Below are 24102 nucleotides of genomic sequence, written 5' to 3'. Positions count from 1 at the left end.
ACTGCAACCCGGTTGTCACGCTGGCATCAGTGCCAGCGGGCAAGCAGCTCCAGCAAGAGCAGATCGCCGCGCAACGGGCCACGCAGGGATTCACGCGTGCGATTGGCCGCCATGTACCACTGGTCGAGGCCTTCGGCGTCCAGCTGACTGGCCAGCGGCCCCTGCCCCGCGGTGGCGCGCAATTTCAACTCTTCCGCAGCCGCCTGCGCGGCAAACCACAGGCGTTGTTGCGGCTCGTTGTCCAGCCAGCGACGCGCTACTTCCATGGCCTCGCCACGACCTGCCGCCAAGGCGCCAAGGTCCTTGCGGACTTCCAGCCGGCGCGCGAGCGCACCCTGCTCCGCCCAGGCACGCGCCAGGCCGGGATTGCCGCCCGCCGCGTCGAGCGCAGCAGCTGGGTCTTTGACGCCCTGTTGCTCAAGCCACGCCAAGGACTGCTCGCGCGAGGGCAAATGGAACTCGATGCGCTGGCAGCGGCTGCGAATGGTCTGCGGCAAGCGCCATGGCGCATCGGCGACCAACAGCAGCAGCGTCTGCGGCGAGGGTTCTTCCAGCGTCTTGAGCAAGGCGTTGGCTGCCGCGGTATTCATGGCATCGGCCGGATCGATGCACACGATCTGCCATCCACCGAACTGGCTCGACATGGCAAGACGGGCGGACAGCTCGCGAACCTGGTCGACCACGATCTCGCTGCGCTGCACGCCATCCTTGCGCAGGCCAAAACTCAACGTGGCGAAATCCGGGTGCGTGCCCGCTGCAAACAACAGGCAGCTGCGGCACTGGCCGCACGGCTCGCCGTGTTGCGGGTGCTGGCACAGCAGGCCTTCGGCGAAGCGACGCATGAAGTCGCGCTTGCCCAGGCCTTCGGGCCCGCACAGCAAGAGCGCGTGCGGCATCGCGTTGCGCTCACGCCTAGCCTGCAGGCGTTCCCAATGCTCGCCATGCCATGGCATCAGATTCATGCCGGAGTCCCAAACAGGTGACGGGTGGCATCGATGGCGGCCGCCAGCACTTCCGGCGGCGTCAGCGTGGCGTCGATGATGCGGAAGCGCGCCGGCTCCGCGGCGGCACGCGCACGATAAGCCGCACGCACGCGCTCAAAAAATGTATCGCCTTCCACTTCGATGCGATCCGCTTCGCCGCGGCCGGCAGCGCGCGCACGCCCGGTCGCCACGGGAAGATCGAGCAATAGGGTCAGGTCAGGCGTCAAACCATGTGTAGCCCACTGCTCCAGCGTGGCGATGCGCTCATTCGGCACCCCGCGACCACCGCCTTGATAGGCGTAGCTCGCATCGGTGAAACGATCGCACAACACCCACTGCCCCGCCGCCAGCGCAGGCTCGATGCATTCGCGCACGAGCTGCGCCCGCGAGGCGAACATCAGCAGCAATTCGGATTCGGCGCCCATGCCGCGATGCGCCGGATCGAGCACGATGGCGCGCACCGCCTCGCCCAGCGGCGTGCCGCCGGGTTCGCGCGTCTGCACCAGATCCACGCCCTGCGCGCGCAAGTGCTGCTGCAGGCCGGCGAGCAGTGTGCTCTTGCCGGCCCCCTCGCCACCTTCGAGCGTGATCAACTTGCCTCGTGTCATTGGCATCGCTTCAGCTGAAAACAGGCCACGTTGTGATTGTGTTCGTCCAGCGTACTGGAGAACACGTGCGTGCCGTCGCCACGCGCGACAAAGTAAAGCTCCGACCCGGTTGCCGGATGCAGCGCCGCCTCGATGGCGGGCTTGCCAGCCATGGCGATCGGCGTCGGCGGCAGGCCGGCGCGGGTATAGGTGTTGTACGGCGTGTCGGTGGTCAGGTCCGACTTGTGGATGTTGCCGGTGTAGGACTCGCCCATGCCATAGATCACGGTGGGGTCGGTCTGCAGCAGCATGTGCTCCTGCAGCCGACGCACGAACACGCCGGCGATGCGCGCACGCTCATCGGCGCGGCCGGTTTCCTTTTCCACGATGGACGCCAGGATCAGCGCGTCATACGGCGTGGCCAGCGGCACATTCTTGTCGCGTTGGGCCCACAGCGTGTCCAGCATCTTGGCCATCGCGGCATGCGCGCGGCGCAGGATGTCCAGGTCGCTGTCGCCCTTCACATAGGCGTAGGTCTCGGGAAGAAAACGTCCCTCGGGCATTTCGCCAGGCGCCCCGATCCTGGCCATCAGCGCGGCGTCGTCGAGACCGGCGCCTTCCTGCTTGAGCCGGTCCGCCTTGGCCAAGGCCTGGCGCAGGTCTCGGAAGTTCCAGCCATCGACGATGGTGAAATTGCGCTGCAGGACCTTGCCCGCAGCCATATTGAGCAACAGCTCGCGCGGCGTCATGCCCGCGCTCAACGCATATTCGCCCGCATGCAGGCGACCGGCCACACGCAACTGCTCGGCCAGCACACGCCAATACAGCGTGCGCGAATTCGTCACGTGCTGCTCGCGCAACTGGCCAACCACATCACGCAGGCTGCTGCCCTTGGCCACATCGACGCTGGGCGTCTGCGGCGACACCGCCAACGGCATGCCGACGAAGCGCTGATAGTCCATCCATCCATAGGCGACGCCGCCGGCTACCGCCAGCAACACCAGCACGATCAGGCTGCGCCAAAGCGCCCGCCCCTGCATCTTGTGTCCACTCATGCCTGCTCCATCGGGAAACCCAGGCCGCGCCAATGCTGCTGCAAAGCGCGGGTGACCGGCCCGGCAACATACACGGTATCGCCCAAGGCCTGAACAGGCAGGATGCCGCGTACGCTGGAACTGAGGAAGACCTCACTGGCCCGGGCGAGCTCCGCCGGGCGCAGTCCCTGGATGCGCACGCCTGGCCGGCTGGCGAGAATCTCGGCGCGAGCCACCCCCGCCACGCCGCAGCGATCCAGCGCCGGTGTGATCAGGACGCCATCGAGCACGGCGAACAGATTAGTCATGGTGCCCGAGATGAGCTGTCCCTCGGCATCGCAAAGCAGGCCCTCGCCCAGCGCGGGGTCGGACCATTCGGCGCGCGCCAGCACCTGCTCCAGCCGGTTGAGGTGCTTCATGCCCGCCAGCAGCGGCTGCGCGGCCAGACGCGTGTCGCACCAACGCACGCGCAGGCCTGAGCGATACACATCACCCGCCATGGACGGCGCCTCGAAGCCGGCCACGACACGGGTGGGCGCAGCAGCCTGAGGCGGTGCATAACCGCGCTCTCCAACGCCGCGAGTGAGCGTGATGCGAACGACGGCATCGTGCATGCCCTCGATCACCAGCGCCGCTTCGCGTGCCAGCTGCGGCGCATCGGGCGCAGGCAAGCGCAAGCGGATGCAGCTCTCGCGCAAACGGTCCATGTGTCGCGACCACAGCGGCGCCACGCCATCGACGAAACGGATGGTTTCGAACAAGCCGTCGCCGTAGGACAAGCCTCGATCAAACGCGGAGACGGTGACCGACGGCGCACCGTTGATGAGTACGCGGTCTGCCATCAGCCCTGCACTCCCAGTGCACGCAGCAGGCCGCGCGCCTTGGCACGCGTCTCGTCCAGCTCTTTATCCGACACTGAATCGGCCACGATGCCTGCGCCAGCGCGCAGCGTGACGTCGGAACCGGCCAGCGTGAACGTGCGTATGAGGATATTGAGATCGAGATCGCCGTTGCGGTCCAGATAACCGAGCGCGCCGGTATAGGCGCCACGCGGCGCATCTTCCAGCGCAGCGATGATTTCCATGCAGCGCACCTTGGGGCAGCCGGTGATGGTGCCGCCCGGGAAGGTGGCGGCAATCACTTCGCCCGGCGTCACATTGTCGCGCAGGCGACCGCGCACGTTTGAGACGATGTGGTGCACGTGCGCGTAACTCTCCACCACCATCAGCTCGTTGACTTCGACCGTGCCCGGCACGCAGACGCGGCCCAGGTCATTGCGTTCGAGATCGATCAGCATGACGTGCTCGGCGCGTTCCTTGGGATGCGTGCTGAGCTCAAGGATGCGCGCGGTGTCGTCATCACCCGGTGTGCGCGGCCGCGTGCCGGCGATCGGACGCGTCTGCGCCAGGCCATCGCGTACTTCGACCAGGCGCTCAGGTGATGAACTCACCACTGCCCATTCGGGCTGCTGGAACAAGCCCGCGAACGGCGCCGGATTGGCTTGGCGCAGCGACAAATACAATTGCGCAGGCGTCACAGGATTCGCGTAATGCGCGTGCCAAGCCCGCGAGAGATTTACCTGGAAGATGTCGCCGGCATGCAGATGTTCGTGGATGCGCGCCACGCCATCGAGAAACAGCGCCGGCTCGTCCTCGCTGCAAGCGTCGGGTGCAGGCAACGCAGGCAATTCCATCGGCGCGAAGAGATCAGCCTCCATGACATCGAGCAAGCCTTGATGCCCCTGCTCCGCCACCAACACCGTGCAACCACGCGCATGGTCAACGATAACCGCCGCAGGGCAGCGCAAGGCGATGGCAGTGGGCAAAACATCGGAGGGACGCAGCTGCAGGCGCGTTTCGATCTCGCCAACCAGTTCATAGGCAAGAAACAGCAGCCAGCCACCGTGGAACGGCAAGTCGCTTGCTCCGTCACGCGGCGATCGAACCGCGCACCATGCTTCATCCAGCGCATCGAGAAAGCCGCGCTGCAACGGCTCCCCCCGATCGTCGATGAGCCGCCCATCGGCGCGCAGGGTCAGCGCTTCCTGCGGAAACGCGAAAAGAATGTCGTAGCGCGACTGCGGCGTACCGTGGGTCACGCTCTGCAGCAGGCCCGGATAGCGCTCCGGAAATGCAGCGGCCGGCGCGAGTAGATCGCGCCGGCCGTGCAGGGTCTTGCGATGGAACGTGGTCACTTCGCTCAAATGCGACGGAATGCCAGCGTACCGTTGGTGCCGCCGAAGCCGAACGAGTTGGAGATGGCCACGTCGAACTTCGCTTCGCGCGCGGTGTGCGGCACGAAATCCAGATCGCAGCCTTCGCCCGGCTCGTCCAGGTTGATGGTCGGCGGCAATACCTGGTCGCGCAGGGCGAGGATGGTGAAGATCGCCTCCACGCCGCCAGCGGCACCCAGCAAGTGACCGGTGGCCGACTTGGTCGAGCTCATCGCCAGCTTGTAGGCGTGATCGCCGAACACGCGCTTGGCGGCCAGCACTTCACCCAGGTCGCCCAGCGGCGTGGACGTGCCGTGTGCATTGACGTACTGCACGTCGGTCGGGTTCAGATGACCGTCCTTCAGTGCCGTGTCCATGCTGCGCGCCGCACCTTCGCCACCTTCGCTCGGGGCAGTGATGTGGAAAGCATCGCCGCTCATGCCGAAGCCGACCAGCTCCGCATAGATCTTCGCGCCGCGTGCCTTGGCGTGTTCGTACTCTTCCAGCACCAGCACGCCGGCGCCGTCGGACAGCACGAAACCATCGCGGTCCTTGTCCCACGGACGACTGGCCTTGGTCGGCTCATCGTTGCGGGTGGACATGGCCTTGGCCGAGCAGAAGCCCGCCATCGCCGTGCCGGTGGTGGCGAACTCGGCGCCGCCGGCGATCATCACGTCGGCATCGCCGTACTGGATCATGCGCGCGGCCAGGCCGATGTTGTGCGTACCCGTGGTGCAGGCCGTGACGCAGGCGATGTTCGGGCCCTTCAGGCCGTACATGATCGACAGGTGACCGGACACCATGTTGATGATCGACGAGGGCACGAAGAACGGCGACACGCGACGCGGCCCCTTGTCGTGCAGCTCGATCGACGTATGTTCGATGGTATGCAGGCCGCCGATACCGGCAGCCACGGCCACGCCGATGCGCGGTGCGTTTGCTTCCGTCACTTCCAGGCCGGAATCGCGCAGGGCTTGCGTGCCCGCGGCGATGCCGTAATGGATGAACGGATCCATCTTCTTGATTTCTTTCTGGGCGATCCACTGCGCCGGATCGAAATCACGTACCTGACCGGCGATGCGCGTGGCATAGGCGGTGGCGTCGAAATGGGTAACCTCACCGATGCCGCTGACGCCCTTGAGGATGTTGTCCCAGGCGGTCGCGACTTCGTTGCCGACCGGGGAAATGATGCCCAGCCCGGTTACAACCACACGTCGTTTGCTCATGCTGATCTTCCCTTGTGTATCCGTGGCTCTATCGATGGCGGCAGGCAATCTGCGTCATTCGTGGCCACGTCATCCGGGCCGTGCAGTGCGCCGTGCGCACCATACGGGATCGGACGTTGCAAAATGCAGAAACGAAAACTGCGCCAATGTGGCGCAGCTTCCGGTATCGCTAGTGGACAGACGCATGGCGTCGTCGCAGCAGAGCGATCACTCCTTGGTGTGGGCCTTGATGTAGTCAACAGCCTGCTGCACCGTGGTGATCTTCTCGGCCTCTTCGTCCGGAATCTCGGTCTCGAACTCTTCCTCGAGGGCCATGACCAGCTCGACGGTGTCCAGCGAATCAGCGCCCAGATCGTCCACGAACGAAGCGTTCGCCGTGACTTCCTCTTCCTTCACGCCCAGCTGCTCGATGACGATTTTCTTGACGCGCTCTTCGATGGTGCTCATGTTGCCAATACCTCCCAAGGAGTAGTTACCTGATCAACGCCGGACATAAGGCCGACATATGGCCGGCGGATTGTAGTGGTTAAGCCGCAAGGCCGCCATGATCCGCCAGCAATGGTGATACGCAGGCCACGGGGCCGGCGCGAAAGAAGCAATTGTCGCCTAAAACGATGTAGCTTGCGACAACTCCGTGTTAAGCCGGCCCGCGCCGGCGCACCGGACTGCCCGTCCCCATAGATGGAGGGCAATTCGGCCGTTTCAAACAATTGGGGGCCAACAGAAGGGCTTGCCGCCCTTTCTTGAGGGCTTACGGCATGTACATGCCGCCGTTCACATGCAGCGTCTCGCCGGTGATGTAAGCCGCCGACGGGGACGCCAGAAAGCCCACGGCCTTCGCGATATCGGTCGCCTGACCCAGGTGCCCGAGCGCAATCTGACCCAGCAGCGCCGTACGGGCGTCTTCAGGCAGCGCACGCGTCATATCGGTATCGATGAAGCCCGGCGCCACCACGTTCACGGTGATGCCGCGCGAACCGATCTCGCGCGCCAGCGACTTGGAGAACGCAATGATGCCAGCCTTGGCCGCCGCATAGTTGGACTGGCCCGGGTTGCCGGTGACGCCGACCACCGAAGCGATCGAGATGATGCGGCCCTTGCGCGCCTTCATCATGCCGCGCATCACCGCCTTGGAGGCGCGATACACCGAGGTGAGATTGGTATCGAGAATGGCCTGCCAGTCTTCATCGCGCATGCGCATCAGCAGCTGATCGCGCGTGATGCCGGCATTGTTGACCAGGATCGAGACCGGGCCGAATTCCTTGGCGATGCTGTCGATGAGCGCATCGATGGACGCGCCATCGGTCACATTGAGCATGCGGCCATGGCCGCCGTGCGCGGCAAGACGCTCGCCGATCGCCGCCGCACCGCTGTCGCTGGTGGCGGTGCCGATGACCGTGGCGCCCTGCGCCGCCAGTTCGTCGGCAATCGCCGCACCGATGCCGCGGCTGGCGCCCGTGACGAGGACGATTTCACCTTGCAGTGTCTTGCTCATCTGTTATTTCCTTTGGATGGCTAAACGGCAATCCGTCCAGCCGCATGAATCGGGAAAGTGCCGGGAATCAGGCCCACTCGGTACGGGCGGCTTCCAGCTCGGCCGGCGTACCGATGGCGCGCGCTTCCACGCTCTTGTCGATGCGCTTGATCAGGCCTGCCAGCACTTTGCCCGGACCAGCTTCGGCCATGCGCGTCGCACCGCCTGCGACCAGCGCCTGCACGCATTGCGTCCAGCGCACCGGCAGATACAGCTGGCGCTGCAGCGCGCCGCGAATATCGTCCAGGTTGTCGTAGCTGCGCGCTTCGGCGTTCTGCACGACCGGCACAGACGGCAATGCCCAGTTGATGGACGCCATGCGCTCGCCCAGGCGATCGGCCGCGTCGCGCATCAGTGCGCAATGCGAAGGTACCGACACGGCCAGCTTGATGGCTTTCTTCACGCCCTGCTCCGCCAGCTTGGCCAACGCGCGATCCACCGCTTCGGCATTGCCCGCGATGACGAGCTGGCCGGGCGAATTGAAGTTGGCCGGCGACACGACCTGGCCCTGCGCGACTTCTTCGCACACCGCCGCAATCTGCGCATCGTCGCCACCAAGGATGGCCGCCATCGCGCCCACGCCCGGCGGCACGGCGGCCTGCATCAGGCGACCGCGCTCGGCGACCAGTGCAGCAGCGTCATGCAGCGACAAGGCGCCGGCACATACCAGAGCGCTGTACTCGCCCAGGCTGTGGCCGGACATCTGCGCAGGCGTCGCGCCACCCAGCTTCTGCCACACGCGCCACACCGCCACGCTGGCGGCGAGCAGTGCCGGCTGCGTGTTCTCGGTGCGGTTGAGGTCCTCTTCCGGACCCTGCTGGCTGAGCGCCCACAGGTCGGTGCCCGCGCCCTGCGATGCCTCGTCGAACGTGGCCTTCACTTCCGCATGCGCAGCGGCCAGCTCGGCCAGCATGCCCACGGATTGCGAACCCTGGCCAGGGAAAACGAAAGCTAGCGTGGCGGCGGTATCGGTCATGGATAGGGGTTTTCTGAAATCGAAAAACGGAATGGTGCCAGTAATCAGCGCCATACGCAGCTGTATTCAGTCATTTCGACACGCGACACCTGTAGGAGGGCACCTTGTGCGCGACCACAACGCCCCTCGGTCAGCCCTGAGGCCAGTCGCGCACAGGGTGCGCTCCCACAGGAAAGACAAAGGCCGCCCGGAGGCGGCCTTGTATCTCGTGCAACTGGACAATCAGTAGCGCAACAGCGCCGAAGCCCACGTAAACCCGCCACCAAACGCTTCCAGCAGCAGGTTCTGACCACGCTTGACCTTGCCCGAACGCACGGCGTAATCGAGCGCCAGCGGCACCGAGCCGGACGAGGTATTCGCATGCTCCTGCACGGTGACGATCACCTGCTCCATCGGCATCTTCAGGCGCTTGGCCGTGGCCTCGATGATGCGCAGGTTGGCCTGGTGCGGAATCAGCCAGTCGATCTGCGATTCGTCCATGCCAGCGGCCTGCAACGTTTCGTCGACCAGCGAGTCGAGCGTCTTCACGGCGACCTTGAACACTTCGCGGCCCGCCATGTTGATGCGCACGCCGTGGTTGGGCTCGTCCTTGAAGCCGACCGAGACGCCCACCGGGTTGTACAGCAGATGCTTGAAGCCGCCGTCGGCATGCAGCAGCGTGGCGTAGATGCCCGGCTCTTCCGAGGCTTCCAGCACCACCGCGCCGGCGCCGTCGCCGAACAGCACGCAGGTTTCGCGCTCAGTCCAGTCGACCATGCGGGTCAGCGTTTCCGCGCCGATCACCAGCACTTTCTTGGACTGGCCGCTGCGGATGAACTTGTCGGCAATGCCCAGCGCGTAGACGAAGCCCGAGCAGGCCGCATTGACGTCGAACGCGGCGCAACCGTTGGCGCCCAGGCGATGCTGCACGAGGCAGGCGGTGGACGGAAAAATAATGTCCGGCGTGGTCGTGCCGAGCACGATCAGATCAATCTCTGACGCCTTGACGCCGGCAGCTTCGAGGGCGCGCTCCGCGGCTTCGGTGGCCAGGTCGCCGGTGGTCTGGCCTTCGGCGGCGATGTGGCGGCGCTGAATGCCGGTGCGGCTGACAATCCATTCGTCACTGGTCTCGACGATCTTCTCGAGATCGGCGTTGGTCACCACTCGCTCAGGCAGTGCGCTGCCGGTGCCGGTGATGCGGGCGTAAATCTGGGCCATTAACTTTCCATGCGACGGATTGGGATGAAGCGGCCTCAACAGCTCAAGCCAGCTTCCAAACCGCCAACGTTACGTGGGTGATCGCATAAACGCAAAGCGGCGCGAAATCGCGCCGCCATGCGGAACCGTATCCCTTGCGGGAAACGATTAATCCTCTTCGACCACCGCGCCGGCGGTCTGGATGACCTTCTTGCCGCGGTAGTAGCCGTCCTTGGTGACGTGGTGGCGCAGATGCACCTCGCCGCTGGTCGGATCGGTCGACAGCTGCACGGTCTTCAGCGCATCGTGCGAACGACGCATGCCGCGGGTGGACGGGGTCTTGCGGCTCTTGGCAACGGCCATGGCGAATCTCCAGCTAAATCAGTTTTTCTTGAGTTCGCGCAAAACCGCGAACGGGTTATCGGAACGCCCTTCGCTGGAGACTTCCTCCGGCGTGGGGCCTACTACGTCTTCAGGCAATGTGCTGTCCGGATTGACCGGGACCAGCGGCAGCGCCAACAACAATTCGTCTTCGATGACTTCCAGCAGGTTGAGCTTGCTGTCGTCGGCGATCAGCAGCGGCTCGACGTTGGGCGGCAAGGCCGCTTCATCGCGCTCGGAGCGGATCAATCCCAGCCGGCTATCAACCGCCATGGGCAGTACAAACGGCTCCAGGCTGCGCTGGCAGGTCAGCGTGACAGGAACCTGGACACGCACGTCGAGGTACGCCGTACCAAACTCGTCCCGGCCAAAATCCAGCTCGTAGTGCGCCGTCCCTTCCGTACCGGCCAAGGCCTCGCCCAATCGCTTCATGGCGACTACGGGGAACTCCCCCTGGAACGAACGCCGCGCCGAGACCATGCGCCAAGCGTCCACGGACTCTGGCAGTGTCACGGACATAGACCCGAAATCATAGGATTACAACCCATTGAAGTCAACGGGCTGGCGGGTCCGCGAGCGCTGACTTGGCCAATTTTGCCTGAACGGCCCCGGTACGGCAGACTTTGACCACCTCTCCTGCGAGCTGGCCGCCCGTGAACCCCTACCTGACGCTCGGCATCGCTGCGCTGCTGATCCTTGCCGCTGCCCTGGTCGGGGCCATCCTGGCCTATCGGCGTCGTGCCGATCGCCGGACGCTGAGCCTGCTTCAGTTGCTGGAGCTGGCCGACAAGGTGGAAGCGGATCTCAAGACCTGTCGAGCCGGCCTGCAACAGGCCCACGCCGTCATGTCGCTCAATCCGGATCTGCCCGCCAGCAGCGAACAGGAGGCGCGCCACGCGATCGACGCGGGCCTGCGCTCCCTGCTGCAACAACGCATCTGGATCCGCGACGCCGCACCGAAAGCCTCGCAGGAGGAACTCGATAGAGCCGTCGCATCCATGAATGATACCCGCGATCGCCTGCAGCCGCTGCTGGCAGCCCTGGATCGCGCCCAGCACGATCTGGACAGCGCCATGCGGGAACACCTGCGCCGCGAGCACGACGCATGAGCCTGCCCACCCTGGTGCTGGGCTCGACCTCGCGTTATCGGGCCGAACTTCTACGCCGCATCGTCGACGATTTCGAACAACGCGCTCCCGGCACCGACGAGACCGCCCTGCCCGATGAAACGCCACGCGATCGCGCCAGTCGGCTCGCCATCGCCAAAGCGCGCGCCGCAGCCGCCGGACTGGACGATGCGCTGGTGATTGGTTCCGATCAAGTTGCCGAACTGGGCGGCATGGTGCTCGACAAACCTGGCACGGCCGAGCGCGCCCGCGAACAGCTGCTGGCGAGCTCCGGTCGCGAGGTGCATTTCCATACGGCGCTGTGCCTGCACGACACCCGCACGGGTGAGGATCGCGTGCATGTCGACCACACCGTGGTGATGTTTCGCAGCCTCACCGTGGACGAGATCGATCGCTACATCGAACGCGAGCAGCCGCTCGATTGCGCCGGCAGCTTCAAGTGCGAAGGACTGGGCATCAGCCTGTTCGAGCGGATCGACAACCAGGATCCGTCGGCCTTGATTGGCCTGCCGCTGATTGCACTTGCACGCATGCTGCGCGAAGCAGGCATCGCCCTGCCCTGACTCAGGGTTGTTCGTCGTTCACCGCGGCGATTCGCCAAATCGGGCAGGCATCGCTGGCCGTCGCCATGGCTGGCAGCGACAACGGGACCGTTCCTGCATAAAAAGCGATCCGGCGGCGCCCGTCGAACAGATCCAGCCGCGTCAGCGGTGCTGGCTGGTTGATGCGGCCGCACAGCGCACGCAACCAGTCCGCCCGCTCATGCACGCGCAGCGCTTTTTCATCCACCGCGAGCAACATGAGTTCGCCACCATGCCGTCGGCCCAAGGCGGTTTCGTCCAGTTCCCACCAGACCAGCTGCGGTGCGCGCCCGTGCTTGACGTTGAGTGGACTGTCGAGCACGTAGACCGGCACGCTGCCGCCCAACTGGAAATCGATTTCTGCCGCCAGCATGAAGTTGTCGGCGACCACCACGCCTGGATGCGAGGCGAGCAGTTCGCGCGCCATGTCGCCACTTTCGCGCCAGCCAACGAAACGCGCCGGGAACGCCTTGAAGCCGGCCAACACAGGCGCACCGTTGTTGCTGGCGGCCAGGCCGAGATACGCAAGGCCGCCAAGCAGACCCGCCGCCGCCAGCACGAACGCAGCGGTCAACCACGCCTGGCGCCACGGCCGGCGTTCGCGCAGCAAGACAGGCAATGCGGCCAACAGCGGCAGATAGCCGGGCAAAGGCCAGTGCGCCCGAAAGCGTATGTCGTCCGCAAACAGGCCAAGCGCGAAATAGACGACGAGGAAGCAGCCGGACACGATCGCGATGAGGTCCCACGGCCGCCCCTCCTCACGACGCCGCCAGCTCACCCATGCCGCCCACAGCAGCAGCAGGTATAGCAACGGCGTGCAGGCCACCGCCTGCTCCAGCGGCTGCACCAGGGCGTCGGCATGGAATTGCCAGGGATTGCGTTCGACCAGTTGAAAGGCCAGGCCTGCAGCGTGGTGCTGCCAATTGGAAATGACCAGTGGGATCAGGCCCAGCGCAGCCATCGCCATGGCCAGCCACAGACCTGGACGGCGCCACTGCGCCCGACCACGCGGGGTCATCACGCAAAACAGCAGGCCGGCCAACATCGGCATGGCGGCCCGGTAATGGGTCAGCCAGCACACGCCCAGCGAGAGGCCGAGCAGCAGCCAGTCGCGCAAATAGTCGCGATCCAGCGCCCGCACCAGGCCAAGCAGGGCCGCCGTGATCGCCACGGTCAGCGGCACGTCCGGTAAAGCGAGCACGCCCAGACTGCCCGCCAGCGGCAAGACCAGGCACAGCAGGCCGGCCTGCCAGCCGGTGCGTTCGTCGAAGGCCTCGCGGGCAAAGGCTCGCACCAGCCATGGCAGGAGGCTGCCGATCAGCAGGAAAGGCCAGCGCATGCCGAACACGCCGTGCCCGGCGATGTGCTCGCCAAAGTGGATCAGCAGGGCCGTGAGCGGCGGCAAGTCGCTATAGCCCCAGGCCAGGCGGCGACTCTCTTGCCAGTAAAACGCCTCGTCACCAAACGGTGACAGGCTTGCAGCAAGCATGATCTTGAGCACGCAGAGCACTGCGAAGGCGATCACGAACACCGCTCGCCAGCGCGAGAAACCCACGGCTACACTGGGGGTGTCACGCATGAGCTCTGTTCCGCATCACCCTTCCCCGCTGCCAGAAACCCATGTCCGCCATTACTCCGCTACACGAAGAATCACTACGCACGCGGCTGGAGGCCAGCATGGCCCAGGTCAATCGCGTGCTGCTTGGCAAGCCGCGCCAAGTCAAGCTGGCCTTCACCTGCCTGCTTGCTGGCGGCCATCTTCTACTGGAAGACGTGCCCGGCGTTGGCAAGACCACCCTGGCCCATGCCCTGGCCGCCAGCTTTGAGCTGGATTTCCAGCGCGTGCAGTTCACCAGCGACCTGCTGCCCTCGGACATTATCGGGGTGAGCGTCTACGAGCGCGAGACAGGGCAGTTCCGATTCCATCCCGGTCCCATCTTTACCGGCCTGCTGCTGGCCGATGAAATCAATCGCGCCACGCCCAAGACGCAGAGCGCCCTGCTCGAGTCGATGGCGGAAGGCCAGGTCACGGTGGACGGCCAGACGCATATCCTGCCGCAGCCGTTTTTTGTGGTGGCCACGCAGAATCCGCTCGATCTGGCCGGGACCTTCCCGCTGCCGGACTCGCAGCTGGACCGCTTCATGTTGCGTGTGTCGCTGGACTATCCCGACGCTGCCGCAGAACGCGCGCTACTGACCGGCAGCGACCGACGCGACCTGCTAGCCCAACTCACGCCGCAACTGGATGTGGCCGGACTGGCCGAACTGGCGCGGCGAGCGCAATCGGTGACGGCGAGCGCCGCACTGCTGGATTACCTGCAGGCCTTGCTGGCCGCCAGCAGGCGTCATGCGGACGTTCGCGTCGGCCTGTCGCCACGCGCCGGCCTGGCGCTGCTGAGCGCCGCGCGCGCGTGGGCCATGCTGAGCGGCCGCCAACATGTATTGCCGGAGGACATCCAGGCGCTGTTCGTACCGCTGGCGGCGCATCGCCTGGTCACCACCCGGGGCGCGAGCGGCGACAGCCTCGCGCGCAGCCTGCTTGCCGACGTCGCGGTGGATTAATGCTCGCCGCGATTCGTCGCGTCCAGACCTGGGCAGAACGACGCCTGCCCGCACTCACTCGCTACAAGCGCCCCGAATCCCTGCCGATCGTGCTGCATCGGCGGCGCGTCTACATCGTGCCGACCGCCTTTGGCGCTGCCTTTACGGTGCTCCTGCTGATCATGCTGGTGGGTGCGTTGAACTACACCAACAACGCCGCACTGATGCTCACCTGTCTGCTCGGCTCGGCCACCTCGGCGAGCATGCTGATTGCGTTTCGCAGCCTTGATGGACTGAAGCTCACCGGCATCCGGCAAGGCCAGGCGATCGCGGGCGAGCCCATGGCGATCACCCTGGTGTTCAGCGGCAGCGGCCACGCGCATACCTCGGTACACGCGGACATGAACGGCCAGGCCGAAGCCTTTGCCGTCGAGGCACACGGCGAAACCCTGGTCTCCCTGCAGCTGGATACCCGGCGTCGTGGCTGGCGCCCCATGCCGCGCATCAAACTGTGGAGCAACTGGCCGCTCGGGCTGTTCCATGCCTGGAGCTGGATTCATCCCGAGCAGTCCGTGCTGGTGTGGCCGCACCCTGAAACCGGCGGCCCACCGCCGCTGCTGCCCGGTGATGCCAGCAAGCAGCAACGCCTGCATCAGGGCGAGGATATTGCGGCCTTGCGCGCCTATCGCGCCGGCGATCCCCAGCGGCATATCTCGTGGAAGCACAGCGCACGCCACGACAGCTTGCTGGTGAAGGATTTCGAGCAACCCGAGGCGCAGGAGGAGTGGCATCTGGACTGGCGCCAGCTCGCCCAGCTCAGTCCCGAAGCACGCATCGAACGCCTGGCCCGCTGGCTGGGCGAAGCGGAGACGGTGGGACGGCCCACCAGTTTGTGGCTGCCCATCGAAGACATCGGCCTGGGGCATGGCCGCAGCCACTACAGCCACTGCATGAATGCGTTGGCCCGGATGCCGTGATGCGTCTTTCCCTGTTCCGGCACAAACACCAGGCGCCGCTGGAGCGACGCCCGTTCGACCTGTTGTGCATCACCGTCACCGTGGTGCTCGGCGTACATGCTCCCCATCTGCCGGCGTGGTTCACGCTCGCGCTGGCAGTGATGCTTGGACTGCGCTGGTGGCAACGCCGCCAGCGACCGGGACGCGCGCCGGCCTATCTGAAACTGTCGCTGCTGGCGCTGCTGACCGCGGCGGTAATCTCCCAATACAGCACCTTGTTCGGGCGCGAGCCTGGTGCGGCGCTGGTGGCGGGCCTGCTGGTGCTCAAGCTGTTCGAAACGGAGACACCGCGCGACGCGCGCGTCGGTGCGGCATTCTCCTGTTTTGCATTGATGACGGCGCTGCTGTTCGATCAAGGCATGGTGGCCACGGTGCTGGTGGCGCTAGGCTTGCTGCCCGCCTTGGCGACGCTGCGCGCACTGCAGCCCGCAAGGCCGGCAAGCAGTCTTCCGCGCGAACTGCTGCCCGCGCTCAAACTGCTCGCCGCATCGTTGCCGCTCGCCTTGCTGGCCTTTGTCTTCGTTCCGCGCCTGAGTTCGCCGTTATGGGGAGCCCCCGGTAGCACGCAGGGCCGCACTGGCCTGAGTGCTGACATGTCGCCCGGGGACTTCGCCGCACTGTTCGAGGATGAGCGACCCGCCATGCGCGTGGCCTTCGCCGGTACGCCGCCGCCCAATCAGCAGCGCTACTTCCGTGCGTATGTGCTGTGGAATTACGACGGTCGCACCTGGAACGGCAGCGAGCGCAACGGCAGTCCGGCAACCGTCGAACACGGCCCAGTCACCCAGTACACCGTGACCTTGGAAGCGACCGGTCAACGCGTGTTGCCTGCGCTCGACGTGCCGCTGGAAGCGCCGGCCCAGGCAAGCATGAGCGCGGACCGCGAAATGCGTGCCGATCGTCCGGTCAACGATCCCCTCGTCTACTCGCTGCGCTCGGCGCCCAGCTACCGCATGCAGGGGCAGCTCAGCGAACGCGATCGGCGACGGGCCCTGCAATTGCCGCCGGGTTTCGATCCGCAGGCGCGGGCACTGGGGCAACGATGGCGCGGCCAATACGGCAGCAACGATGCCGCGATCGTCCAGGCCGCGATGACGCTGTTCCATGACGGCGGCTTCAGTTACACGCTGACGCCCACCCCGCTGGGACACAACACGGTCGATGATTTCCTGTTCGGCACGCACGAAGGATTCTGCGAGCACTATGCCTCGTCCTTCGTGGTGCTGATGCGTGCGGCCGGCATTCCCGCCCGGGTCGTCACCGGTTACCAGGGCGGCTACTGGAACAGCATGGGCAACTACCTGCTGGTGCGCCAAGCCGATGCCCACGCATGGAGCGAAGTCTGGCTGCCCGAGCGTGGCTGGGTACGCATGGATCCCACCGCGGCCGTGCGTCCGGAACGCGTGAGCCAGGGGTCCGCGGCAGCCAATGCCACGGCAGCTGACTGGGCACCCAACCAGTGGTGGCTGTCATGGCGCAACCGTTGGGACATCGTCAACCAGTGGTGGATCCAAGGCGTTATCGGCTTTGACACGCTGCGGCAGCGCGGCCTGCTGACGCCGTTCGGTGTGCAGGACACCAATGTCGGCATGCTGGGTTTGTTGCTCGCCATCGGCGGTTCGCTATTTGCTGTAGGCGGTTTGCTATGGGCCATGTGGCAACGTCCGGAAGCGGATCGAGCACATACAAGCATGCGGTTGTTGGAGAAACGACTGGCCGCGGCGGGCGTGACCCGTCGCCACAGCGAAGGACCGCAGCACTACTTCAGCCGCGCCGCGCGGGCCCTCCCCAGCCAACGCGACCAGCTGGAACACTTGAAGAGGACGTATCTGGAACTGCGTTACGCGCACGACGAACCGCCAGCTGACTTGCTTAAAAACTTTCGACAGGCTGCGCGGGACTTTCGACCGCGTCGCGTGGTCAAATGATATTGAACCGTGGATGCGCCGCATCCACCACACGATGGAGAAGCGTCATGTCCATGTACAAGCCGTTGATTCTCGCGACCGCCGTGGCCACGCTGGCGGCCTGCGCAACGGTGCCGCAACCGCTGCAGGGCACGTTCACCCAGGTCAACTCCGTTGCCGCCCAGCAGGAAGGCAATGGCGCCGCCGGCGCCCAGGTTCGCTGGGGCGGCCAGATCATCGAGACCAAACCCGGTCCGCAGGAAACCTGCTTCTACGTACTGCAGCGCCCGCTGGATGACCAGGCCCGCCCGGAATCGGCGAGCACGGACGGCCAAACGCAGGGCCGCTTCGTAGCGTGCCGAGCCGGTTTCTACGATCCGGAAGTGTTTACCGCTGGTCGCGACATCACCGTCACCGGCGTCATCCAGGGCACGATGTCGGAGAAGATCGGCGAGTACAACTACGCCTATCCGCGCATCGAAGCCAACGTGGTGTACCTGTGGCCCAAGCGCGTGATCGTGAACTACGGCCCGGGCTACTACGACCCGTTCTGGGGTCCCTACTGGGGTCCGGGCTGGGGCCCGTGGGGTGGCTGGGGTGGTTATTACGGCGGTTACGGTGGTTACTACGGCGGCTACTACCGCACGCGCGTGATCGTGCGTCCGCCTCCGCCGCCGCACCACTGATCGCGTCCAGAGAAAACGCCGGCGCAAGCCGGCGTTTTTTTGTGCCCGCAACCGCGCAGGTTCAGCCCGGCGGCCAATGCATCCGACGTCCGCCCAGCAGGTGCACGTGCAGATGGAACACCGTCTGGCCGCCATGCTCGTTGCAATTGATCACCGTGCGATAGCCCTCATCGGCCAGGCCCTCGTGACGCGCATACGCGGCGGCAGCCAGCAGCAGTTTTCCCAGCAGTTCCGCATCGGCCGCCGTGGCGCCATCGAGCGTGGCGATCGGCTTCTTGGGCACGAACAGCACATGCACCGGCGCCTGCGGATTGAGATCGCGGAATGCCAGCACGTCATCGTCCTCATAGACGATATCGGCGGGAATTTCACGACGGATGATCTTGCCGAAGATGGTGTCGCCCATGACTGGTTCCTTAGCTTTTATGACAGCCGCAACAGCATACCCTGTGCGCCTGGCGCCACCAGCTTGAATCCGAACTTGGCGTAGAGCTCGTGCGCCGTGCCATCAGCGATGAGGGCCACCATGGTGCGCAGCGGAGCGCGCGCATGCACTTCATCCATCAGTGCCTGCATGATGCGCCGCCCCAGGCCCTTGCCCTGCCAAGCCGGCGCTACCGCGATATCGACCACGAACAGGAACAGGCCGCCATCGCCCACGACGCGCCCCATACCGATCAGCTCGCCCTCGTGACGCACGCCCACCGAGCACCAGCTGGCCGGTAGACCGATCGCCGCACCTTCTTCGGACATCATGCTCAGGCCGGCTGCGCTGCGGAGCGCCCGGTATTCCTGGTTGCCGGGAATCTCCAGGCTGAGCGTGGGCGTCATCGCCTCAATCCAGCTGCTGGCGACTGCCGAAAGCGTGGGCCAGCGTGCCGCGATCGACGTACTCCAGCTCGCCACCCAGCGGCACGCCATGGGCCAGTCGCGTCGGCCGCACGTTTGCCGCACGCGCAAGCTGCGCCAGATAGTGCGCGGTGGCTTCGCCTTCGACGGTGGGATTGGTAGCGATGATCAGCTCTTCGATCTCGCCTTCGCCCAGGCGTTCGGCCAGGCGATCCAGACCGAGCTCTTCGGGACCCAGGCCGTCGAGCGGCGACAAACGACCCAGCAGCACAAAGTACTGCCCGCGATAGCCGGTAGCCTGTTCGATGGCGGCCAACTCGGTGGGCGACTCCACCACGCACAACACCTGGCGATCGCGGCTGCTGCTGGAGCACAGGTTGCACACCGGCGTCTCGCTGAAATTGCGGCAGCGCGAGCAGTTGCCGATCTCACGCATGGCCTGTTCCATCACCTGGGCGAGACGCTGGCCACGTTCGCGGTCGCGCTCCAGCAAATGGAAGGCCATACGCTGCGCACTCTTGCCGCCCACGCCAGGCAGGCAACGCAGCGCTTCGATGAGATCGGTGAGTAGCTTGCTCATGATTCCAAAGTCATTGTGGGAGCGCACCCTGTGCGCGACCGCGGCGATGATGCGCAAAACCAGTCATCGGCTTTCGCAACGGCATCCCAGCTCCGTAGGCTGTCGCGCACAGGGTGCGCTCCCACAGAAGAGTGCGTTAGAACGGCATCTTGAAGCCGGGCGGCAGATTCATGCCCGAGGTCACGCCACCGAGCTTGTTCTTGCTGACATCCGCCACCTTGTTCACCGCGTCGTTGATCGCCGCAGCGACCAGGTCTTCGGCCATTTCCGGATCATCGGCAAACAGCTTGCGGTCGATCTGCACGCGGCGCACCTCATGCACGCCCGTCATCAGCACGGTGACCAGGCCACCGCCGGCGCTGCCGGTGACTTCGAGCTTGGCGATCTCTTCCTGCGCACGCTTCATTTCTTCCTGCATGCGCTGGGCCTGCTGCATCAGCTGACCGATCTGTCCTCTCATGGGTAACTCCGCTATCTCGTTCAGTGTTCAAACGGCTTGATCGACTGTGGCACCACTCGCGCGCCGAATTCGCGCTTGAGCGACTGCACCAGGGGATCTTCCTCGATGGCCTGCTCGGCAGCCGACTGGGCTGCGACGCGGGCGGTGGCGGCGCGTGCCGCAGGGGTCTGGCCGGCGGCGCCGTGTTCTTCGACGAAACGCAGCTTGATGCGTTCGCCCAGCGCCTGGCCGACACGATCTTCCATCTGGCCAATCATCGGCTCGACGGCAAGATGCATATGCATGGGCTGCAAGGCCAGCACCAGGGTGTGGCCCTCGCGGTCGCGCAGCACGGCATTCTGGGCAAGCTGCCCCAACGGTCCGCGCAGGTTGGCCTGTTCGATCAGGCTTTCCCAATGCGGCAATCCGCGTGCATCGACGGCCACCGGGGCACGCGGCGCGGGCGCAGCGGCAACCGGTGCAGCCACGGGCGGCGCCGGCGCAGCGCGCGCGGGCGACGGCTCGGCCACGCTGGCCATGTGCATGCGTTCGTTGGCCACCGGTGCGGCGGCACGCGGCGGCGGCGTGGCCACGCGCGCCGCGGCGCCCGCCGAAGGCCGTTCAGCCGGTGCGCCACCGCCATCGGCCGGACGAAACGCCAGCATGCGCAGCAGGGACATTTCAAAACCGGTACGCGCGTCGGGCGCCAAGGCCAGGTCGCGGCGACCGCTGGTGGCGATCTGGTAGTACAGCTGCACGTCTTCCGGCGCCAGCTGCTGGGCCAGATCGACCAGCGCGCTGTCGTCGTTGCCGTTCTCTTCCGGACGATAACCCGGCACCAGCTGGACCAGCTGGATGCGATGCAAGACGCTGGCGAGATCGTCCAGCACGCCGCCGAAATCCGGCGAGAACGAGGCGATGCGCGTGCACTCGGCCATCAGCGTGTCGCCATCACCGGCAGCCAGCGCCTGCAGCAGGCCAAGCACCTGTCCGCGCGCAACGCTGCCCAGCATGGCGCGCACGTCGTCGATGCGCAGCGAACCGCCACCGTAGGCGATGGCCTGGTCGAGCAGCGACAGACCGTCGCGCAGTGAACCATCCGCGCCGCGCGCGAGTTCGACAATGGCTGCGTCTTCGTACGCGATGTTTTCCGCGCCGAGGATGTGGCGCATCTGGCCGGAGATCTGTTCCGGCAGCAGGCGCTTGAGATTGAACTTCAGGCAGCGCGACAGCACCGTCACCGGCAGCTTCTGCGGGTCGGTGGTGGCGAGCAGGAATTTGACGTGCGGCGGCGGCTCTTCCAGCGTCTTCAGCAAGGCGTTGAAAGCCGGCTTGGAGAGCATGTGCACTTCGTCGACCAGGTAAACCTTGAAGCGACCGCGCGCCGGTGCGTACTGCGCGTTCTCGATCACTTCGCGCACATCGTCCACGCCGGTGTTGCTGGCCGCGTCGATTTCCAGCAGATCCACGAAGCGGCCCTGGTCTACCGCCGTGCAGACCGCGCACTCGCCGCAGGGATCGGCCGATTCGCCGCGCTCGCAGTTCAGCGACTTGGCGAAAATGCGTGCAATCGTGGTCTTGCCCACGCCGCGGGTGCCGGTGAACAGATAGGCGTGGTGCATGCGACCGGTGTCGAGCGCATTGGTGAGCGCGCGCACCACATGCTCCTGCCCGACCAGTTCGGCGAACTTGCGGGGGCGCCACTTGCGAGCGAGTACCTGATAAGACATACCGTGCCTATCTTTGGGCGAAAGTCGATTGTGCCAAGTCGCGGACAGCAAGTCAGTAACGGCCGGCTCATCCAGCAGTATGACGCGACGGGATCGAAGGGGACTGAAAGATCGATGGGCCTGAAAAGGCGGCGGCCCTGCCAGCCACACCCCGGCACCCGAATCATTCGCTACCGTTGCTCCCTTCCGGGCCTGGCGGAATTTACGAACTATCGTCGCGGGGGGACCGACAGGGCCACCATAGAGACGTACATTGTGCGTCGGCTCAAGGCCGGCGCCAGGTTTCACTCACTGGCGGAGAGGGCGGGATTCGAACCCGCGATACGGGGATAAGCCGTATACACACTTTCCAGGCGTGCTCCTTCAACCACTCGGACACCTCTCCGCAATGGTGAAACCCCTTGCCAGCACCCTTGGGCCCCGGCAAAGAAGCGAGAGGATAGCGGGGCCGGGCCGTTCATACAAGATATCGACCCACCGCCAGGTTCATTCCTGGGGCACATCCCGGAAGAAAACGGGCAAGTCGGTCGCCGGCGGCTTCACGGGCACCTGGTAGAACATATCCGCCACAAAACCGCGGTGATAGGTGGCGTGATTGACCACGTGCAGCACCATGTCCTCGCGGCTCATGCGCCCTTGCACGCCACCAATGAACTCAAAAGTGACGACCTCGGCGGCTTGCGCCGGCGTGAGCGAACTGGCGTACTCCAGATACCAGGCATTCATGGCCTGCTGGCGCGCCCGCAGCTCGTCGAACGGCAGCGGCTCGGGCGTGTTGCGACTGGTGTAGCCGTGCGGACGCCCCTGCAGGTGGGCCTGGAAGATGTCGTCAACCACCCAGCTATGACTGAGCGTGCGCAACATGTTCCCGAAAATGGTGGCGCGGGGCGCGGTGGAGGCGCCTTCCGGCAGTGCGGCCACGGCGTCATAGATCAGCTCGTCGGCCCAGGCTCGATAACGCAGCAGCTTGCGCAGGTGTGGCGTGGACATGGATCGGAAAGTCCTGCAGTGGGGTCAACCGGCTTCGGGACGCGGTGGCATCGGCGCAGGCAGGGCGACTCGCTCGCCTGTACGAGCCACGGTGTATCCCCGTGCAGCCAGTGCCTGTCCATCGGCCTCGCTGCCGTAGTGATACAACCGCAACCGCGCTTGCCATGCTTGTGGATATTCGCGCTCGATGTCGTCGATGCCGGTATGGGAGGGGTTGCCTACTAGACCGCAATCGTGGGCAATGAGTTCAGTGCCGGCCGCAACGCGAGCAAGCACCTCGGGAATCGGACGCGTATCACCCGTATAGGCAAAACTGCCCGCCAGCGCCACGCCGTAGGACGTGCCAGCCATGTGGTGGCGCGTGCCAAACACATCGAACCACAGCCCATCCAGCCAGAAGCCGCGCGTGCACGGAACCAGCCGGAAAGCCTCCCAGAAATTGACGCCGCCTTCGGCCAGCACGTTCGGATAATCCGCCACGCGCGCCTGCAGCCAGGGCAGCAATGCGGCATGCACGAACACCTGCGTGCGTCCCCGCCACTGCTCGTCGAACCACAGGCGGAAGAACAGCCGCTCCATGCCGCCGATGTGATCCATATGCGTATGCGTGATGTAGAGCGCACGCGGCGGCTCGCCATACGCGGCGACGTAGCGATCCAGCGTGTCCGGACCGCAGTCGATCAGCAGCAGCGGCTTGCCGTCGCGCTCAAGCACGACGGCCGAGGAACCCAGTTCCACGGCGTGCGCCGCACCCACACCCAGGAAATGCAGGGACCAGTTCATGCTCTCAGCGTACGCTCGTAGCGATAGATCAGGGGTTTCCACAACTGCTCGTCGAACGCGGCCTCGCCTTGTGCGGCCGCGCCCAGCTTCAGCAGCGAACGGCGCAGGCGTTGCAGATTGGCCTGCTGCCAGCTCTCGGCGGGCTCGCGCAGACAGCCGCGGTCGAAGTCGATCAGGTACAGCTCATCGCTCGTCACCAGCACATTGTGGGCATTGAGGTCGGCATGCCAGATGCCGGCGCGATGAAAACGCGCCACCAGCGCGCCGACCAGCTCGGCCATTTCACCGTCCAGTTGCCCAGCTGCCAGACACTCGGCCAGCGTTTGCGCATGGGCGATGCGGCGGGTGATCAGGTCGGCGGTATAGAACCAGCCATGACGCTGGTAACGGCAGGCGACCGGCTGCGCGCTAGGCAGTCCGCGCGAGGCAATGAAGCCCAGCAGGCGGAATTCCGCGAAGCAACGCGTGTGCTGCGCGCCGCGCCAGAAGTAGCGGTCGCCCATCAGCTTGGCCACCATGCCGCCGCGCCGATAGTGCCGCAGCACGCACTCACCCGCCGAGGTCTCGATGATGGCCACGCCGCCGCGACCACCTGATTGCTGGCGCAAGCCACCGCGTTCGCGCCATGCTTCGGGCTCGAACCAATCGTCTTCGACTTGTGGGGACACCGCGGCGTCGAACAGAATCACACCAGCGGCGTTCTCGCGAATTCGTTCCTGCATCGCCCTCTGCGCTTCAGACGCCCGCCCCGAGCCCTAAGTCCG

Annotated in this window: 27 protein-coding genes, 1 tRNA gene and 1 other RNA gene; 6 read left to right on the top strand and 23 right to left on the bottom strand. The window is 65.4% G+C overall.

The genetic code is table 11. The features are described 5' to 3' along the window. Positions 1 to 26: 26 nt before the first annotated feature. From holB to AC1DKY_RS13205, 12 genes are all read right to left on the bottom strand, one after another. On the bottom strand, positions 27 to 962 hold the full coding sequence (holB, locus tag AC1DKY_RS13260; protein WP_441604060.1) for a DNA polymerase III subunit delta': 936 nt from the start codon (positions 960 to 962) through the stop codon (positions 27 to 29). Next, positions 959 to 1597 carry a dTMP kinase gene (gene tmk, locus AC1DKY_RS13255; protein WP_441604059.1) on the bottom strand — a complete coding sequence of 213 codons (639 nt, stop codon included), beginning with the start codon at positions 1595 to 1597 and terminating at the stop codon, positions 959 to 961. Before tmk ends, holB begins: the two co-directional genes overlap by 4 nt. Next, entirely contained in the window at positions 1588 to 2625 is a 1038-nt protein-coding gene (gene mltG, locus AC1DKY_RS13250; protein ID WP_441604058.1) for an endolytic transglycosylase MltG, read from the bottom strand. The genes tmk and mltG overlap by 10 nt, the downstream gene beginning before the upstream one ends. Continuing rightward, positions 2622 to 3446 (bottom strand): aminodeoxychorismate lyase, encoded by an 825-nt coding sequence (gene pabC / locus AC1DKY_RS13245; protein WP_441604057.1) that lies wholly within the window; start codon positions 3444 to 3446, stop codon positions 2622 to 2624. Before pabC ends, mltG begins: the two co-directional genes overlap by 4 nt. After that, positions 3446 to 4798, bottom strand: a complete 1353-nt coding sequence (locus AC1DKY_RS13240) for an aminodeoxychorismate synthase component I (protein ID WP_441604056.1) — start codon at positions 4796 to 4798, stop codon at positions 3446 to 3448. Before AC1DKY_RS13240 ends, pabC begins: the two co-directional genes overlap by 1 nt. Positions 4799 to 4803: 5 nt before the next feature. Then, entirely contained in the window at positions 4804 to 6042 is a 1239-nt protein-coding gene (gene fabF, locus AC1DKY_RS13235) for a beta-ketoacyl-ACP synthase II (RefSeq protein WP_441604055.1), read from the bottom strand. 207 nt (positions 6043 to 6249) lie between these two features. Beyond that, entirely contained in the window at positions 6250 to 6489 is a 240-nt protein-coding gene (acpP, locus tag AC1DKY_RS13230) for an acyl carrier protein (protein ID WP_019466215.1), read from the bottom strand. A 304-nt stretch (positions 6490 to 6793) separates the two neighbouring features. Then, positions 6794 to 7537, bottom strand: coding sequence for a 3-oxoacyl-ACP reductase FabG (gene fabG, locus AC1DKY_RS13225; RefSeq protein WP_441604054.1), 744 nt, complete (start codon positions 7535 to 7537; stop codon positions 6794 to 6796). Positions 7538 to 7604: 67 nt separating this feature from the next. Next, a complete protein-coding gene (gene fabD / locus AC1DKY_RS13220) occupies positions 7605 to 8552 on the bottom strand; it encodes an ACP S-malonyltransferase (RefSeq protein ID WP_441604053.1) in 948 nt (315 codons plus the stop codon). A gap of 222 nt (positions 8553 to 8774) precedes the next feature. Next, entirely contained in the window at positions 8775 to 9749 is a 975-nt protein-coding gene (locus AC1DKY_RS13215; RefSeq protein WP_441604052.1) for a beta-ketoacyl-ACP synthase III, read from the bottom strand. Between the two features lie 147 nt (positions 9750 to 9896). After that, on the bottom strand, positions 9897 to 10091 hold the full coding sequence (rpmF, locus tag AC1DKY_RS13210) for a 50S ribosomal protein L32 (RefSeq protein ID WP_046970143.1): 195 nt from the start codon (positions 10089 to 10091) through the stop codon (positions 9897 to 9899). An 18-nt stretch (positions 10092 to 10109) separates the two neighbouring features. Then, positions 10110 to 10589: a YceD family protein gene (locus AC1DKY_RS13205; RefSeq protein ID WP_441604163.1), complete on the bottom strand. Its 480-nt coding sequence runs from the start codon at positions 10587 to 10589 to the stop codon at positions 10110 to 10112. A 173-nt stretch (positions 10590 to 10762) separates the two neighbouring features. Here AC1DKY_RS13205 and AC1DKY_RS13200 point away from each other — a divergent pair, with 173 nt between their 5' ends. Both AC1DKY_RS13200 and AC1DKY_RS13195 read left to right on the top strand, forming a co-directional pair. Further along, positions 10763 to 11218, top strand: coding sequence for a hypothetical protein (locus tag AC1DKY_RS13200; protein ID WP_441604051.1), 456 nt, complete (start codon positions 10763 to 10765; stop codon positions 11216 to 11218). Then, positions 11215 to 11799, top strand: coding sequence for a Maf family protein (locus tag AC1DKY_RS13195; RefSeq protein WP_441604050.1), 585 nt, complete (start codon positions 11215 to 11217; stop codon positions 11797 to 11799). The genes AC1DKY_RS13200 and AC1DKY_RS13195 overlap by 4 nt, the downstream gene beginning before the upstream one ends. Before the next feature lies 1 nt (position 11800). Here the strand turns inward: AC1DKY_RS13195 and AC1DKY_RS13190 are convergent, their stop codons facing one another. Next, positions 11801 to 13396: an ArnT family glycosyltransferase gene (locus AC1DKY_RS13190; protein WP_441604049.1), complete on the bottom strand. Its 1596-nt coding sequence runs from the start codon at positions 13394 to 13396 to the stop codon at positions 11801 to 11803. Positions 13397 to 13437: 41 nt separating this feature from the next. Between AC1DKY_RS13190 and AC1DKY_RS13185 the strand changes: the two genes are divergently transcribed. Genes AC1DKY_RS13185 through AC1DKY_RS13170 form a run of 4 tightly spaced genes read left to right on the top strand, consistent with a single transcriptional unit; the run spans position 13438 to position 17967 of the window. Next, positions 13438 to 14379, top strand: a complete 942-nt coding sequence (locus AC1DKY_RS13185) for an AAA family ATPase (protein ID WP_441604048.1) — start codon at positions 13438 to 13440, stop codon at positions 14377 to 14379. After that, on the top strand, positions 14379 to 15335 hold the full coding sequence (locus AC1DKY_RS13180) for a DUF58 domain-containing protein (RefSeq protein WP_441604047.1): 957 nt from the start codon (positions 14379 to 14381) through the stop codon (positions 15333 to 15335). Before AC1DKY_RS13185 ends, AC1DKY_RS13180 begins: the two co-directional genes overlap by 1 nt. Continuing rightward, positions 15335 to 17302, top strand: coding sequence for a transglutaminase TgpA family protein (locus tag AC1DKY_RS13175; RefSeq protein ID WP_441604046.1), 1968 nt, complete (start codon positions 15335 to 15337; stop codon positions 17300 to 17302). The genes AC1DKY_RS13180 and AC1DKY_RS13175 overlap by 1 nt, the downstream gene beginning before the upstream one ends. A 47-nt stretch (positions 17303 to 17349) precedes the next feature. Beyond that, the gene (locus tag AC1DKY_RS13170; protein ID WP_441604045.1) at positions 17350 to 17967 is read left to right on the top strand and encodes a Slp family lipoprotein; all 618 of its coding nucleotides are present in this window, start codon (positions 17350 to 17352) and stop codon (positions 17965 to 17967) included. Between the two features lie 61 nt (positions 17968 to 18028). On the opposite strand, the gene AC1DKY_RS13165 is transcribed toward AC1DKY_RS13170, so the two are convergent. The 10 genes from AC1DKY_RS13165 to AC1DKY_RS13120 all read right to left on the bottom strand — a co-directional run bounded on the left by AC1DKY_RS13165 (position 18029) and on the right by AC1DKY_RS13120 (position 24060). Next, a complete protein-coding gene (locus AC1DKY_RS13165) occupies positions 18029 to 18373 on the bottom strand; it encodes a histidine triad nucleotide-binding protein (RefSeq protein ID WP_441604044.1) in 345 nt (114 codons plus the stop codon). A gap of 17 nt (positions 18374 to 18390) precedes the next feature. Then, positions 18391 to 18798: a GNAT family N-acetyltransferase gene (locus AC1DKY_RS13160; protein ID WP_441604043.1), complete on the bottom strand. Its 408-nt coding sequence runs from the start codon at positions 18796 to 18798 to the stop codon at positions 18391 to 18393. Between the two features lie 4 nt (positions 18799 to 18802). Continuing rightward, positions 18803 to 19396: a recombination mediator RecR gene (recR, locus tag AC1DKY_RS13155; protein ID WP_441604042.1), complete on the bottom strand. Its 594-nt coding sequence runs from the start codon at positions 19394 to 19396 to the stop codon at positions 18803 to 18805. 136 nt (positions 19397 to 19532) lie between these two features. Next, positions 19533 to 19856, bottom strand: coding sequence for a YbaB/EbfC family nucleoid-associated protein (locus AC1DKY_RS13150; protein ID WP_046970131.1), 324 nt, complete (start codon positions 19854 to 19856; stop codon positions 19533 to 19535). 20 nt (positions 19857 to 19876) lie between these two features. Then, positions 19877 to 21565: a DNA polymerase III subunit gamma/tau gene (gene dnaX / locus AC1DKY_RS13145; protein WP_441604041.1), complete on the bottom strand. Its 1689-nt coding sequence runs from the start codon at positions 21563 to 21565 to the stop codon at positions 19877 to 19879. Between the two features lie 135 nt (positions 21566 to 21700). Next, an RNA gene (gene ffs / locus AC1DKY_RS13140) (signal recognition particle sRNA small type) lies at positions 21701 to 21797 on the bottom strand. A 60-nt stretch (positions 21798 to 21857) separates the two neighbouring features. Beyond that, positions 21858 to 21950: transfer RNA gene (locus AC1DKY_RS13135), tRNA-Ser, on the bottom strand. 101 nt (positions 21951 to 22051) lie between these two features. After that, on the bottom strand, positions 22052 to 22555 hold the full coding sequence (locus AC1DKY_RS13130; RefSeq protein WP_441604040.1) for a DinB family protein: 504 nt from the start codon (positions 22553 to 22555) through the stop codon (positions 22052 to 22054). A 24-nt stretch (positions 22556 to 22579) separates the two neighbouring features. Further along, positions 22580 to 23338 (bottom strand): MBL fold metallo-hydrolase, encoded by a 759-nt coding sequence (locus AC1DKY_RS13125; RefSeq protein ID WP_441604039.1) that lies wholly within the window; start codon positions 23336 to 23338, stop codon positions 22580 to 22582. Beyond that, entirely contained in the window at positions 23335 to 24060 is a 726-nt protein-coding gene (locus AC1DKY_RS13120) for a 3-deoxy-D-manno-octulosonic acid kinase (protein ID WP_441604038.1), read from the bottom strand. The genes AC1DKY_RS13125 and AC1DKY_RS13120 overlap by 4 nt, the downstream gene beginning before the upstream one ends. Between the last annotated feature and the right edge of the window lie 42 nt (positions 24061 to 24102).

Source organism: Dyella sp. 01N448 (assembly GCF_056399225.1).
The sequence above is the reverse complement of the archived record's forward strand: the minus strand, read 5'-3'. Positions and strand labels throughout refer to the sequence as shown.